This window comes from Neptuniibacter sp., from assembly GCF_024231755.1.
In the GTDB taxonomy this organism is placed as follows: domain Bacteria; phylum Pseudomonadota; class Gammaproteobacteria; order Pseudomonadales; family Balneatricaceae; genus Neptuniibacter.
Genome location: NZ_JAAEQH010000279.1, coordinates 119,642 through 135,247 on the forward strand (window position 1 = coordinate 119,642; position 15,606 = coordinate 135,247).

The 15,606-nt window shown below is 46.2% G+C and carries 11 protein-coding genes; 6 read left to right on the forward strand and 5 right to left on the reverse strand.

The features are described 5' to 3' along the window. Positions 1 to 244: 244 nt before the first annotated feature. From GY843_RS16325 to GY843_RS16335, 3 genes are all read left to right on the forward strand, one after another. Positions 245 to 1,867, forward strand: coding sequence for a methyl-accepting chemotaxis protein (locus tag GY843_RS16325; protein ID WP_297311140.1), 1,623 nt, complete (start codon positions 245 to 247; stop codon positions 1,865 to 1,867). A 144-nt stretch (positions 1,868 to 2,011) separates the two neighbouring features. Next, positions 2,012 to 2,746, forward strand: a complete 735-nt coding sequence (locus GY843_RS16330; protein WP_297311142.1) for a hypothetical protein — start codon at positions 2,012 to 2,014, stop codon at positions 2,744 to 2,746. A gap of 14 nt (positions 2,747 to 2,760) precedes the next feature. Then, a complete protein-coding gene (locus GY843_RS16335; RefSeq protein WP_297311144.1) occupies positions 2,761 to 5,715 on the forward strand; it encodes an ATP-binding protein in 2,955 nt (984 codons plus the stop codon). Between the two features lie 4 nt (positions 5,716 to 5,719). On the opposite strand, the gene GY843_RS16340 is transcribed toward GY843_RS16335, so the two are convergent. After that, positions 5,720 to 6,994 carry an HD domain-containing phosphohydrolase gene (locus tag GY843_RS16340; RefSeq protein WP_297311146.1) on the reverse strand — a complete coding sequence of 425 codons (1,275 nt, stop codon included), beginning with the start codon at positions 6,992 to 6,994 and terminating at the stop codon, positions 5,720 to 5,722. 312 nt (positions 6,995 to 7,306) lie between these two features. Here GY843_RS16340 and GY843_RS16345 point away from each other — a divergent pair, with 312 nt between their 5' ends. Beyond that, complete coding sequence (locus GY843_RS16345; RefSeq protein ID WP_297311148.1) at positions 7,307 to 9,808, forward strand: EAL domain-containing protein; 2,502 nt, start codon at positions 7,307 to 7,309, stop codon at positions 9,806 to 9,808. Positions 9,809 to 9,996: 188 nt separating this feature from the next. Here the strand turns inward: GY843_RS16345 and GY843_RS16350 are convergent, their stop codons facing one another. The 4 genes from GY843_RS16350 to GY843_RS16365 form a co-directional block, all read right to left on the reverse strand. Continuing rightward, positions 9,997 to 11,580 carry a methyl-accepting chemotaxis protein gene (locus GY843_RS16350; RefSeq protein ID WP_297311149.1) on the reverse strand — a complete coding sequence of 528 codons (1,584 nt, stop codon included), beginning with the start codon at positions 11,578 to 11,580 and terminating at the stop codon, positions 9,997 to 9,999. Between the two features lie 205 nt (positions 11,581 to 11,785). Further along, a complete protein-coding gene (locus GY843_RS16355) occupies positions 11,786 to 12,886 on the reverse strand; it encodes a 5-(carboxyamino)imidazole ribonucleotide synthase (RefSeq protein ID WP_297311151.1) in 1,101 nt (366 codons plus the stop codon). After that, the gene (gene purE, locus GY843_RS16360; RefSeq protein ID WP_297311152.1) at positions 12,886 to 13,368 is read right to left on the reverse strand and encodes a 5-(carboxyamino)imidazole ribonucleotide mutase; all 483 of its coding nucleotides are present in this window, start codon (positions 13,366 to 13,368) and stop codon (positions 12,886 to 12,888) included. The genes GY843_RS16355 and purE overlap by 1 nt, the downstream gene beginning before the upstream one ends. 310 nt (positions 13,369 to 13,678) lie before the next feature. Then, positions 13,679 to 14,455 carry a LuxR family transcriptional regulator gene (locus GY843_RS16365; RefSeq protein WP_297311153.1) on the reverse strand — a complete coding sequence of 259 codons (777 nt, stop codon included), beginning with the start codon at positions 14,453 to 14,455 and terminating at the stop codon, positions 13,679 to 13,681. A gap of 153 nt (positions 14,456 to 14,608) precedes the next feature. Here GY843_RS16365 and GY843_RS16370 point away from each other — a divergent pair, with 153 nt between their 5' ends. Continuing rightward, entirely contained in the window at positions 14,609 to 15,199 is a 591-nt protein-coding gene (locus tag GY843_RS16370) for a carboxymuconolactone decarboxylase family protein (protein ID WP_297311154.1), read from the forward strand. Positions 15,200 to 15,210: 11 nt separating this feature from the next. Then, positions 15,211 to 15,534: a thioredoxin domain-containing protein gene (locus tag GY843_RS16375; protein ID WP_297311155.1), complete on the forward strand. Its 324-nt coding sequence runs from the start codon at positions 15,211 to 15,213 to the stop codon at positions 15,532 to 15,534. Positions 15,535 to 15,606: the final 72 nt, after the last annotated feature.

Genomic DNA, 15,606 nt, shown 5'->3' on the forward strand with positions numbered 1-15,606 from the left:
GATTAAGCCTTACCCTCTATGCCGGAGTAATTCAAGTTAATTTACATTATTGAATAATCAGGGTTTTATTCATTATGTAAAATGCTTTATGCACCAAAATGTAACAATTCTCTTGCTATGCTATTGACATAAAGTCTAGTTGTTGGATATTTTTTGTGCGATGCAAAGCTGGTGGCAGCTTCTTAAGAGGGGAGGAAGTATTAGGCCAACGGATATTTAATAGCTTATTAAAGGAAAAGGCAGAATGAAGAACCTATCAGTACGTTACCGGTTAAGCTTGCTTATCGCGGTAGCGGTAATGGCTCTTATGCTGATCGAGATATTTGGGTTGTATGAAAGTCAGCATGAATTGAAAGAAGCCCGCAAAACAGAAATCCAATCCCTTATCGAATCTGCTCATGGGGTGATCGTTCAACAGTATCAACTCTCCCAGAGCGGACAGATCTCAGAAAGTCAGGCACAAGAGAATGTGCTTTCCCTCCTTGAAGGGATGAAATATCGTGGCAATGAATACTTTTTCGTACTGGACCGGAATGCCGTTCTGGTGGGCCATGGTGGTAATTCAAAATTCCGTGGTAAGGATTTGAGTGGGGTTAAAACAGAGGCCGGGGATGCTGTCTTTGTTCGTATGGCTGCGTTGGCAACTCAGCAAGATACATCCGATTTTTTTGCCTACGACTGGCCTAAAGCAGGGGCCGACAGCCCTCAGCCTAAAATTACCTATGCACGCTCTTTCGCGCCTTGGGGCTGGGCGGTTGGAACAGGTGTTTACATAGATGACCTTGACGAGGTTTTCTATACTGAGCTGATCAAATTTACTGTCTTGGCTGTATTGGTCACAGCTCTGCTTCTTGCTATTGCGCTTCCGATTATCAGCAGTATTGTTAAACCGCTTAAGCGTATTGAAAAGGTGATGCACGAGGTTACGAACGCGGATCTTACTCAGCGCGTTAATCTCACCAGTAATGATGAACTGGGGCGCGTAGGGCGCTGTATCGATGAGACTTTGCAAAGCTTTCAGGACTTGGTGAGCCAGTTATCCAATTCTATAAGTCAGGTACATGGTAGTGCTATTCAATTATCCGCCAGTGCTGAGCAGACGCGTTCAGGCACCCAGAAACAGGCGACTGAAACCGAGCTTCTGGCTGTGGCAATGAATGAGATGACTGCGACTGTGCAGGAGATCTCCCGCAGTGCGGCAGCATCTGCGAAAGCTTCTGATGCAGCGGATGATGAAGCTGAAGCGGGTAATAAGAATGTAGATATTACCATCAATAAAATTCAGGCTCTGGAGCAGGAAGTTGATAGATCAGCCGATGTAATTCGAACACTGGAAGCTGATACAGAAGAGATCAGCAAGGTATTGACCGAGATTCAGGGGATTTCAGAACAAACCAACCTGCTGGCATTGAACGCCGCCATTGAAGCGGCTCGTGCGGGTGAATCTGGTCGAGGCTTTGCGGTGGTTGCGGATGAAGTTCGCCAGTTGGCGATGCGTACTCAGAATTCAACCAATGAGATTCGCGATATGAATGAACGTCTACGTTCCGGTGCGAAAGAAGCGGTAGCATCTATGCAGCGCTCAACGGAAGGTGCAGATGCGAGTGTAAACGCTGCTACAACTGCAGGATCGGAACTGAGCCGTATAGTTGATCAGATGTGCCATGTGCGTGATATGGCGGTTCAGGTGGCTGCAGCAACTGAAGAACAGAGTCAGGTGGCAGAAGAGATGAACCAAAATCTGGTTAATATCTCTCATGTTTCTGAAGAAACAGCGCAATCGTCGGAGATGGTTGCGGCCAACAGTGAGCAATTATCGCAACTGGCGACGGAGCTGGAAAAACAGATCAGTCGTTTCCGCATTTAGATGAACAATTAATTACCAAGGGAGCTTTAAGCTCCCTTTTTTGTGCCTCCTACCATGAGGGGTCTAGGCTTGAGCCAGAGTGTCTATAATATTAATCTTAGCTAATGCTTACAGCATACTCTTGGCTTTGATTTGGAGATTTAGATGTTCTTGCAAACAAACAAGAAGTCGTTGAGATTCCCGTACGTTTTTTTAATCCTTAATCTAATGGTGATTATAGGGATCTATTTTGTACTGTCTCAGACCATGGAACGTGCACTCTCGTCTGCCATCATTCAGGCAACCCAAGCAGGTAATAGTGATATCACTCGGATATTTATCAATGAGGTTTATCCCGAACTGCATGCTGATCTGGCATTAACAAGTGTCCCGACGAAGGTGAAATCAAAACTGAGTGAGCCGGAACTTCAGAGGGTTGATGATCGTGTTCGGCGCTTTATGTTCGGTACCAATGTTCTCAAAGCTAAGATATATAACATCAATGGTATAACCCTATACTCAAGTGAAGCCTCCCAGATAGGGGATGATAAAACGGGCAATAAAGGTTTTTCTGATGCGGCTCGCGGTATTCCGGCCAGTCAGGTGACGCACAGAGGGCAGTTTTCTGCACTGGATGGAGAGGTTTTTGATCGTGACCTGGTTGCCAGTTATATCCCAATTCGCGATAGCAGTGATGATATTGTTGGTGTAGCTGAGCTCTATACCGACCGTTCCACTGAAGTCCAGCACTCTAAAGAGCTGATTACTGAGCTTAAAAGCGAACTAATACCAGCGTTAGTTAGCATTTTATTCCTGGTGGCAGTGATCGTATGGCGCTTTACCTCCTATGTGACTCACCTACGCTTGGAATTATTACAAAGGAATGAAAGTGATATCTGATCTTATGAGGCTGTATGTTATTTAAAGGGATTTCCGTAAGAGCGGCGACTTTGCTTTTTGTGTTAGCTGCTATGGTTGGTGCAACCATGGTGTTTATTGCTTACTGGCATACTAAGAACATTGAAAGAGCTGCTCTGGAGCGTGCTGCTGCTTCATATTCCCATGCCATTGGGGCATTTCGCAGTTTCTATTCCGCTGAGGTGTTGAGTAAATTACATGGCAGCGGTGTAACCGCTAGTCATGACTACAAAGGTAAGCCTGCAACGATTCCTATTCCGGCAACCATGACCATCGATCTTGCCAGAAAAATTAATAGCCGTGATGGTCACATCAATGTATCTGTGATCAGTGAACATCCATACCCCTGGCGGCCAAAGCGTGATCTGAGCCATTTCGAAAGGCAGGCGTTTACCTGGTTTAACAGTAGTGCAGAACACACGTATAGCGAGACTTTGGATATTGATGGTGAGGAATTCCTTGGTTTTGCCTCACCGATGCGTATGTCAGAGAGCTGTGTTGCTTGTCACAATAGCCATCCGCAAAGCCCGAAGCGTGATTGGAAAATGGGGGATGTGCGAGGCTTACAGGTTGTGTATATGCCGTTGACTGCGACGGGAATGGGCAATCAGCTTGGGCTATCCTATCTGATCGGTTTTATTATCCTGTCCTTTATGGGAGCTTTCTCCGTTATTCTCTGGCTGACCAATAATAATCAGTTGGCGTTTGCCGAGTTGGATCAGAAAACCAATAAGCTTGAAGGTGCTCTGGATCAGTTGGCTCAGGCGAAAGATGCAGCGGAAGACGCTAACCGTGCCAAGAGTGATTTCCTCGCAAACATGAGTCACGAGATTCGTACACCGATGAATGCAATTATCGGTTTAAGTCATCTGGCTCTGGACTCGGATCAGGATAGTGCTAAGCAACATAGCTATTTCAAGAAGATCAATACTTCGGCTTCAAATCTACTCAACATCATTAATGATATTCTCGATTTTTCAAAAATAGAGGCTGGGCATCTTGAAATTGAGTCGGCTGACTTTGAGTTGGATAAACTACTACAGAGTGTCTACGACGTTAACTATATTCGAGCGGAAGATAAGGGAATCTACTTCCGTATCCATAGGGATTTTTCCATTCCGAACATTCTTAAGGGGGATGTGGTTCGTCTGAATCAGATTCTCACTAATCTGATCAGCAATGCAATTAAGTTCACTGAAAAAGGTGGAGTACAAGTGGATATCAGTCCAGTTGCTATTGCAGATGAGGAGATCAGATTGTGTATCAAGGTAAGTGATACTGGTTTGGGAATTGCCGAGGATAAACTCGAGTCTCTTTTTGAAGCGTTTACTCAGGCTGATGCCAGTACTACACGCCGTTTTGGAGGGACAGGGCTTGGGCTTTCCATTACGCGCCAACTGACTGAGTTGATGCATGGGGATATCGATCTTGAAAGTACTCCCGAGAAAGGAACGATCATCAGTGTTGAATTGCCTTTCCCAATTTCATCTGCAATGGAACAAAAAGAGTACCTACTTAATGACAAGCGTCTACTGGTTATTGGTTCTAGCCCAGAGCTTGTGGCGTTGTTGCATAGTCTGCGTTTGTCATATGAATCCAAAGCTTACGGTATGGATCAACTACATGATGTGGAAACATATCTGAGGAGCAATCTGGTGGATTGCCTGATTCTGGTTGATCAAAGGGATGAGCTGGATCTGATCGATTATGTTGCTCAATTACGTAGGAAAATACCCGAAGTTGTCATGTACCCGACGGTTCTGATCACTACGCCACGTAATGCAAAAGCGATACAGTCTGATCATAACTATGACCTTTTCACGATCACTGATCTCTATACCCCATCTCTGTTGCTGGATACCTTACAGAATGCATTAGCTTCGGAGCAGAATGATTATGAGGTTGATTTCCGCAGCAGTTCTCGCAATCAGATAGAGGATATTCTGGGTGCAAGGGTTCTACTGGCAGAAGACAACCCGATCAATACTGAGGTGGCAAAAGGTATTCTTGAGAAAATGGGTGTTAAAGCGACCTGTGTTGAAAATGGCAAAGAGGTTTTGGAAATTCTCTCCAAGCAGAAGTTTGATCTACTGTTGCTCGATATGCAGATGCCGGTGATGGATGGATATGAGGCGGCGGCAGCGATCAGATCAGATAGTCGCTTTGATGAGCTACCAATTTTAGCTCTCACTGCCCATGCAATGGCTGGAGATGAGCAGCGTAGCCGAGAATTGGGGATGAACGGGCATATCACTAAGCCTATAGACCCCGACGAGCTGTTAAACGCATTGGTTAAATGGATAAAACCCGGGGAGAGGCACAGTGAAAAAGTAGTTTTGGTCGATAGTGGTACGCAGGGTGTCCCAGAGCAACTACCGGGCTTGAACCTTCAAGCGGGTCTGAGTCGGTTATCTAATGATGTTCAACTCTACTGTAACTTGTTGAATAAATTTGAACAGAGCTATGGAGATGCACTGAACAAGGCCTCACTGTTGTTTACCACGGCAGATCTGGCTGGTTTACAGGCATATTCACACGGGCTAAAAGGTGTAGCTGCCAATCTGGGGGCTGATGACCTCTCAGCCGTGGCGGCTGAAATTGAGCAGTTAAAGGCGCTGCCTGAGGACCAAGGTCAGCAGCTATTGCAGGATTTAGAACAGGCCATTGTGACTTTGAAGCAGGGTATCGAATCGTTGTATGAGGTGGTGGGCCTCAGTTCACCCGATGAAGGTGAGCCCCTTACTGTCGATGAGGGTGAACTGTTATCTGATCTTCAGCGGTTATTGGACCTGGTTACCACCGGAGATACGGGATCTCTGAGTATGGCTGAAACTGTCAAATCTAAATCCGCTGGTTCTGCTAATGCGGGTATGATTGAGCAGATTACCAACGCCGTCTCTGATTTTGAGTTTGAAAAGGCTGAGGATCTCCTCCAGCAGCTGCTAAGGTAATCTACTAGCCTTCTCTGACAGCAGTTTGATATAGCTCCAGCTTATTCGCTTTCAAGAGGTTATAGATATCAGTGTCAATCTGACTATCCTTCTCCATTCTGTCCATAATCTCCAGAACTTCATTTACTTGAAGGCGGTCACGGTAAGGGCGTTTTTGGCACAGGGCCTGAAAAATATCGGCAATGGTGAGTATCCGGGTAGGCATGTCGATCTGGTCACCACTCCAGCCGAAGGGGTAACCCGATCCATCTAATTTTTCGTGATGTTCAGAGGCCCACTTGGCAATCGGAGTATTTGGAAAAATCGCTTTTAGAACCCGTTTACTGTCCAGAGGGTGGCTGCGTATCTGAGCAAGTTCATCGTCTGATAGTGCTTCTGGCTTCTCCAGAACCTCATCAGGGGTCCTGAGTTTACCTACATCGTGCAGTAGTCCGGCGATACGCAGTATACGTCTGTGGTAGTTGTCATATCCGGCAAGCCCCGCTATGGAGTAGGCTAAATCCGCTACACGTAAACTGTGGTAGTGAGTGAATGGACTTTTAGCATCGACCACATATGAGATGAGTTCCCCTAGAGATTCGATATCATCGAAACTGAGAGATAGTTTGTAATCACTGGAAGATAATGTTTCGAAGATGGCATCATCAAGAAACTCATCTCTAAGTTCCAGCCAGAAACTGTCTTTTTGGGCCGCCAGTTCAGCGGCTTTGAAGAGATGTTCCGCGAATAAACTACCAATATAGGGCCTAAGCTCTCCAAGTATCTTCTCCCGGTGCAGAAGGACTTCGTGATGGTGGTGGCCAAGATTGAAAGAGGCAAAGATTACATCCAACCGATCTGAGAGAAAGATCAGATTGGCGTATTCCCGGGTTTCCTGGTCCAGCTCTTCAGGAAGGTGTTCCCAACGGGTATGGTGGTAACGGACCGCTTTGGCGTACGACTCGAAGGGGCTGAAACTCTGTAAAAAAATCTCACCGCGAATACAGTGGTCCTCAGCACCATTCCATTCGATTTCGTCTGTCAACTTCTGATGTACTGCTGTAGACGATACACCGCAGTCATGCAGCATTCCCGCAAGTAGAATAAAGTGACGGCGGTGACGGTCCCAGCCAAGAAGGTGTGCAATGCGATGGCAGATAAGACCTACGCGGCGGCCATGGCTTTTATCATCAACCCCAACGTAGTCAAGGGCTTTGGTTACAGTGTGAGCAGCACGGCCTACATCAATATCCATTCCCTGAAAGGCATCTGAGATGTGTTCCAATGGCGTCCTTAGCATTTAGAGAATCCAGTTCGTGTCGTTTAGGTCGAGCAGTAAATAGTTTTTTCTAACTAGTCGATTATAGCTGTTTTTTTGCAACTTCTTCGTTTAGGGCCACTATTGTCTGATACTGGAGGCTTAATCGGATAGCAAGTAAGCTGTTATGTGAATTGTGACGGTAGGTTTGTGGTTTAGTAATCATCGTTTGATCTATGTCTTTTCTAAATCGAGAGCGATTCTGTAGGATTGGTTCAAAGGAATGGATATGCCGCCTTTCGCTTGCACGGGGGCGGGCCGCTTGAGGATGTTGTTGCTTTCAGGAGAGGTGGGGTGCGGCTTACGCGTTGGTTAAAACAGTTCCGATTAGCACTGACTCTGTTATCAGTGTGGTCTCTGTTGCTCATGGCATCCTACCTTTGGAACACCGATACCATTCGTGAACAGATCATTCAGCAAGCCTATGCTGAGGCACGCGCAAATCTGAATAAAGACATCACCTTTCGCCGTTGGGGAACCAGTCATGGTGGCGTATATGTCCCCGTTACCGAAACACAGAAATCGGTTCCCTGGCTGAAGCACGTTCCGGGTAGGGATGTGGTCACCACAGATGGGCGTGAACTGACGCTACTTAACCCAGCCAGCATGTTACGGCAGATGATGGATACCTATGCTGAGGAATACGGTATTCGTGGTCGTATAACCGGCCTTAAGTATCTTAATCCTGGTAATAAACCAGACAAGTGGGAAACGGAGCAGCTAGAAGCCTTCACTCGTGGTGAGCGTAAAGAGATCTGGTCGATTACTGACATAGATAATGCACCCTATCTGCGCTATCTGCGGGCCATGTATATGGAGCCGGGATGTGAAAAGTGCCACGGTATTCTGGGTTATAAAAATGGCGATATGCGAGGGGCTACGGGTCTTAATCTGCCTCTAACTTCCTATTACGAGATGATTCAGATCGCTGAAAAGAACCTATTCCTGACTCACTCAATTATCTGGTCAATTGGTAGTGTTGTCATTTTCCTGTTTGGTTATCTGGTTTATGTGAGTAATGCTGAAAGAGTTCGGTGCGAAGATGAGAAAGAGCAGGCCGCTAAGGTTCTGCGTATGTATGCGAATGCTTTTGAGAATAGTGGTGATGCGATTCTGATTGCTGACAGTGATAACCGCATACTTAATATCAATACTGCATTTGCCCGTTTAACCGGCTATGAGCTTGCCGAGCTCAAAGGGGAGGAAACAAGTAAGCTAAGTAGTGGTAGTACATCGGCTCAAACCTATGAGGCGATGTGGCGAGATTTAGGGGAGAATGGGTTCTGGCATGGAGAGTTATGGAACAGGAAAAAAAATGGAGATACACACCCCACATGGACCTCTATTACCCGTATTCCGGATGAGCAACACCTTGGTTCTTTCTACATAGCCAGTTATACCGATATTACCGATCAGAAAGCCGCACAAGAGAAAATCTCCCATCTGGCACACCATGATCTCCTTACCGGCTTGTTCAACCGGTATAGTCTGGAAGAACGCCTTGAGCAAACTTTACTGAATAGCAAGCGCAGTCAGCGCTCATTGGCCGTACTTTTCATCGATCTGGATCGCTTTAAAAATATCAATGATTCCCTTGGACATCAGGTAGGTGACCAGTTCTTGATACAGGTAGCGGAACGCTTGAAATCCTGTGTCCGTGAAGAGGATATAGTGGCGCGTATCGGAGGGGATGAATTTGTTCTGGTTCTGACCAACCTTCACGAAGGGGTTGAAGCGTCAATAATTGCGGAGAAAGTGCTTGATGAAGTGAGCAAACCTTACCGTCTTGCTAACAAAGTTCTTGAAAGCAGTGCCAGTATCGGCATTTGTTTATTTCCGGATGATGCGTCTACGGTTGAATCTCTGCTTAAAAACGCCGATGTGTCCATGTATCAAGCAAAAGCAAAAGGGCGAGATAACTATCAGTTCTTCTCTCCTGCTATGTCTATAGCGGCTCATGAACGTCTCGAACTTGAACAGGATATGCGTGTGGCGTTGGAGCAGGGGCTGTTTGAACTTTACTACCAACCTCAATTTTACGCCTCAGATCAGAGTTTGTTCAGTGTTGAAGCCCTTATCCGTTGGAATGATTCTGTACGTGGTTTTGTGCCGCCGGATAAGTTTATTCCTATTGCAGAAGAAACTGGTTTTATCCTGCCACTGGGAAACTGGATTCTGGATCAAGCATGTAAACAGCTCGTAGAGATACGTAAACTGAGCCCGCACAAAATTAAAATGGCGGTTAATCTTTCTGCTAAACAACTGCAATCTTTTGAGCTGGTACCGCAGGTTAAAAAGGTTATAGAGAAATACCAGATTGAGCCGGGTGAGTTGGAGTTTGAGATTACTGAGACTGCAGCGATGCAGGATCCGGAATTTGCAGTACAACAACTAAATGCCCTGAATAAGCTGGGAATCCTGCTGGCAATAGATGATTTTGGTACAGGTTACTCCTCCCTTGCATATCTGAAACGTTTGCCAATCCATACTCTTAAACTCGATCGGGCCTTTGTGGGTGATATAGGTTCAGATGTGGGTGACGAAGAGATTTGTATGGCTTCTATCTCGTTGGCACATAACCTTGGCCTGAAAGTTGTGGCTGAAGGTGTAGAGACCATGGATCAACTGAACTTCCTGATCTCCCATGAATGTGACTATCTGCAGGGGTTCCTATTTAACAGACCGTTATGTGTTCCTGACCTTAAGCGGCTTTTGATACAGAAAGCTGAGTCTTTAGCTTCTGCATCGGAGCAGGGCTCTTGTGTTGAAAAATCAGAAGATGATGAAGGCTGTTAGTCAGTATTCGGTGTGTGATTTAAGCAAGGCTGCCTTTGTCCTCCGAAGAAGGTGAAGGATGTGAGAGAAATTATTTTACGGGGTGATCTCGCTCAGGCATTGAGGGTTTCTTAAAGTTCTCTCTTAAAAACTATCACTCTTAAGAGAGGATCCGGAGAGGAGAATCACCCCTCTCCGTTATTTTGTGTCTAAAGCTGGAAACGTCTTACTAACTGACTAAGCTGATGAGCTTCTCTGCCTATCTCTTCTGTAGCTTGTACCACACGGCTTGTATCCTCTTTGGTACGACCAGCTGAATCCGAGATACTTACAATGCGGGCATCGATCTCTGATGCAACGCTGCTTTGTTGCTCAGCTGCAGTAGAAATCATGGTATTCATGGAGGAGATGGTGTTAGCAGATTCGATAATCTGGTCGAGCGAATTTGCAGCCGCTTGTGCCAGTTCATTGCTCTTCTCTGCCAGTAGAGTGCTGGTATTCATAGAATTTACAGCACTTTCCGCTTTGCTTTGCAGGCGGTTGATAATATCCCTGATCTCCTGAGTGGACTGCTGGGTGCGTTGTGCGAGAGTACGTACTTCATCGGCAACAACTGCGAAGCCACGGCCCTGCTCACCAGCCCTCGCTGCTTCGATTGCAGCGTTTAGGGCCAGAAGGTTGGTCTGATCAGCAATATCATTGATAACCGCGGTAACATTACCTACCGAAAGTGTTTCTGTTTCGAGCTCTTTCAGGATTAACGCTGTCTGATCGAGATTCTGCATCATTTGTTGAACTTGATCTTCAGATTGGCCTACAACCACACCGCCGCTCTTCGCTTGCTGGTCGGTTATGTTTGCGGCACCTTCTGCTTCCTGAGCATTCTTAGCAACCTCCTGCACAGTCGAGCTCATCTCGGTCATAGCCGCAGCAACCAACTCAATATCTTCGTACTGTCGGTTAACACCATGATTCGTATCTGATGTTGCATCAATCACATTTTGAATATGCTTTTCGGTGTTAATTGCAACACCTTGAACGGTTTTAAGAAGGTCGCCTACATGATTAAGCATATTGTTATATGAGCTGAACATCTGACCAACTTCGTTATCCGTATGGGCGATATTGAAACGGTGTGAGAAGTTTCCTTCTCCTACTTCTGACATACGGGATAGCAGACGTCTAATGTTATCCATCAGCATGCGCAGGCCGAAGATTCTTCCGAATATAACCAGCACCAGGATCATCAGTACACAAGCAAACGCGAGCATCAACTGGTTGTGCATGGTGGTACTGGCAACGTTGGTCATCATGCCTACAGCTTTGTTCATCTCACGCAAAACTATAGGAGATTGTTTCTTAATCGCTTCTAGGGTCTGTTCGTTATTTAGTTTCAGGTGATCATTGATGACCTGTTTATAGCCTTTCCATAGTTTTTCCACATGGCTCATCTGCTGAAGAATTTCAGGATCAGAGATTGCTTTCATTCCTAACTGTTTGTCGCCGTTGATGATGTCAGTATGCGATTTCTCAAAAAGCTGCATGGTTTTACGCAGAGTTGCTTCGTTCTCTGCCCCTGCTGCAACAAGTAAGGCTTCTTTTGCCATTCTTTGGCTGAGCATACGTTGTTTGCCTGCAACATTGATCGTTTGCGGATTGATTGAAAGGCTGAAATAAAGTGATATGCCTGAGGATGCGGCAAGGATAAAGATAAGTGCATAGGAAAAGGTAAATTGGCTCTGTAACGTTTTTAAGCCGATGAGTCTCAAGATTCTATCGATTAAGTCAGCCATTGATTGGTACACTCCCTTATTAAGACTAGCCCGACCGGTTCGTCAGTATGCGTTACAGCTTATATCAAGAAACGACCTTGTACATTACTCAAGTCAATATTTAGTTAAGTAGGTAAGGAAGAAAACGGCGGCCCTCACAGGAAGGGTAAGCTATTAGGTAATAAAAAACCCGGTAAGAACCGGGCTTTTTTGTTGGGCGTTATGCTTAATCTTCGTAAAGAGTATCGCGAATGCGCTTTAGCTTAACTTCCAGTGTGTGACGATCATCGCTTACCAGATTTAAGTGTCCAACCTTACGGCCCGGACGTAGCGACTTGTTGTACACATGGTGCTGCACATTGCTTTCGCTGATGATCTCTTTAGGGGCTTCAATACCCAGTAGATTAACCATGCCTGCGTGTTGGCTGTTGATGGTATGACCTAAGCCTAAACCGCAGATCGCACGAATATGGTTTTCAAACTGGGATGAGATGCCTGCGCCCTGAGTCCAGTGGCCACTGTTATGCACTCGTGGAGCCAACTCGTTTACCAGCAGTTCATCACCTGCCTGGAACATTTCGATAGCGATCACACCTACATATTCCAGTGCGTTCAGAACTTTGTCGGCAATATCTTTTGCTTTGGCGTGCAGCTCATCAGGCGCTTCTGCTGGAGCAATGGAGCTCCACAGAATACCGTTACGGTGCAGGTTTTCTGTCAGTGGATAAAATACGCATGCGCCAGACGCATCACGGGCTGCAATTAGAGACACTTCGCGATCAAAATCAACGCGGCCTTCAATTACAACTTCAGGCAAAGAGTCGGCTTGTGCTACCAAAGAAGCCAAATCTTCATCTGTTTTTAGAACCCACTGACCGTAGCCGTCGTAACCTTCTTCACAGGTCTTAACAAATACCGGATAACCTAGTGTTTTAACGCTTGCGCTTAGCTCTTCTGCATTGTTCGCAAGATGGAACGGTGCTGTCTTGATGCCCAGAGAGTTCAGGAAAGTTTTTTCACGTCCACGGTGTTGGCAATAGCTGATCGCTTCCGGGGATGGGTAAACAGAGCAGTGTGGCTTTAAGGTGCTGAGTAGTGAAACATCAACATGTTCGCGTTCAACGGTAACCACATCAGGGTTGCCCAGTGCGCTAAATAGGGTTTCGCCTTCCATTTCTGGAGTGCGCTCAACAATTTCACCCAGACCTTTAACGCAATCAGTACCTTCACCGGGTTCAGCCAGAAAAGTAAAACGGTGACCCTGAGGCCAACCAGCCAAAGCCATCATGCGTGCCAACTGGCCGCATCCAACAATAGCAACGTGCATTATTCTACCTCAACAGGAACGCTATCAGTCTGCGCTTTACGCCAATCTTGTAGGCGCTGACTCAGTTCTGCATCTTTAAGTGCCAGCATCTGTGCTGCCATCAGGCCTGCATTATAGGCACCCGCCCCACCGATTGCCTGACAAGCAACCGCAACACCGCGAGGCATCTGTACCATGGATAGCAGGCTGTCCAGGCCTTTAATGTTTTTACTGGCAACAGGTACTGCGATAACAGGCAGGTGAGTCATAGAAGCCGCCATACCTGCAAGGTGAGCTGCGCCGCCAGCACCGGCAATGATTACCTCAATGCCACGAGTGTGTGCTTCGGAAGCAAACTGGAACAGGCGTTCCGGTGTACGGTGTGCAGAAACGACTTTGGTTTCAAACTCTACACCCAGCTCTTCCAATGGCTTGGTCGCCTCTTGCATAGTTGGCCAGTCAGAGCGCGAGCCCATAATGATACTGACGGAGACTTTACTCATTTTTGTTACCTGTTTCCTCTTGGCGTAATGCCAGAAATTCAATCATCAATGCGTTGTGTGATCGCTACAGTGGGAGGAGATAACTCTGCCAGAAACCTCAACGTAAAAGCGTTGGTTTCACCCTGTATCGGATCCAAGGGCGGCATGATAACACCAAAGCAGTTAATAGAGGAGTCGTACCCGGATAGCAATTCGACTAGTTATGCGCCAAAACGGCCTGTTTTGAACGAGAACAGAACCGAAATAGCGCGCAAAGTGTAACAAAAAAAGGGATAGATTTCTTGCCTGATCTGGCCTATCAAGAGGGACGCTATCCGGTCGTCAGGCAGAGTGAGAACAATTCATTCTGACTGGAAATATTTAAGCGGGAATACGCTCGTTTCCGGTAGGTCTGAACGCTTTGTTTCTTTATATCAAGATCAAGTGCGATGCCTTCAGAACTCATGCCCAGCAGAATTCTAGAGCATACTTCTTGTTCCCTTTTTGTCAGTTGAGAATTGATGCTTTCCAGACGTTCCATCAGGGTTGCGATCTGGGTATCACGGGTCATAAAGCTGGAAAGTGCTCCGCTAAGTCGTGCATGCTTGACAGTTAAGGCAGAGAGTACTGTTTTGTGTTCCTCTAACAGAGCTATACCCTGATCAGAAAAGGGCTGCTTTGTCTGAAATAGATTAAGGCAATACAAGCCTTTATCTGCTCTGGTGAGAATTGAGATCCGATCCGCGATTCCCATGCTCTTGTACCACAACCTGCGGTAATCCTGGTCTGTAATATCTTCTGGCTGAAGTCTTCTAAGTAGAACTTCAGCATCGCTATGGAAATGTTCGAGAAACTCTTTATTCGGATCGAGGCGATAATAGATAGATAGGTATAGCTGCTGCATGGTCTTAGTGATCTTGACCTGATCATCACTAGCGGAGAAAAGGTAGGTCACACTATCCTGCTCTTCAAGGTGGACCAGAGAGAGATGACTGATTCCTGTTACCGGTGTCAGGGCTTCTAGCAACTTAGATGGAAAACCTACCCCTCCCAATGCGATGATCAAATCGGCCAGCGAATCAGAAAAGCTGCAGTTTATTTTGGTCATTCGCTTACCTTACTTACCAGAAGACTAATCATATATCTGTCGCCTAGATTCCGGCCTGTGTCCCTATCTGTAGGGACAGACAGTAGTCAGTGTCCCTCTTAGTATCAGTACATAAAGATAACAAATATAAAACCTTACGCAGAGGTATCGACGATGGCGCATTTAAGACCCTTGGAAAATCATGAGGTGGATCAAGAACTTCAGGATATGTTTACTCACTACGAGAATACCCGTGGTTTCTGTCCAAATAGCGTTAAAACTATGGCGAGAAGACCTGAGATTTCCAAGACATTTGGCAAACTGAATCAGGTGATTCTGTATGAGGGAACAGTTCCTGAAGAACTGAAAATGCTGGTGGCTTTGGCTTCCAGTCTAGCTTCAGGTTGCCGTTACTGTCAGTCGCATATGAGTAACTTATCCAGTATTTACAAGGCACCGGATGAGAAGATCGCTGCGATCTGGGAGTTTGAGACCAGTGACCTGTTCACTGAGGCTGAGCGCGCAGCAATTACCGTTGGTATTAAAGGTGGAACATTACCAAATGAAGTCTCATCTGAAGATTTTGATAATCTCAAATTACATTTTAGCGAGAGCGAAATTGTTGAGATCGTTGCTACGGTAGCGTTGTTTGGGTACTTGAATCGCTGGAATGACACAATGGCGACGGAATTGGAAGAGCTACCTGCCCAGGTGACCGAGCGTGCTGTGGGCGCTAAAAACTGGAATGCCGGGAAACATATTTAAGGGAGCTACCGATGTTGGATGTAACTGATAATACAGTGGAAGAGAGTTTGAACTCTGCTGAGCTCCCTGTGTTGATGTATGTGTGGGCGCCGTGGTGTGGCCCATGCAAAATGGTGGGAGCTGCTCTTGAGCGTGTGGCAGCAAAAGCTTCAGGCCGTTTTCAGATCGTAAAAGCGAATATGGAGGAGTTTGAAGTTGGAGCTGAACGTTATGAGGTGAAAACCACTCCAACACTTATCATCTTCCAGAATGGCCAGGAGCTGTGCCGTCGCAGTGGTGCTGTTATGGAAGGTCAGATAACAGCTTGGCTTAATCAAAACCTACCTGCGTCCTGAAACAACTAGTCAGAGGGATATCGTTGATATCTCTCTATCATCCTTACTGCCTCTAAATCTAAAGTAGTAACA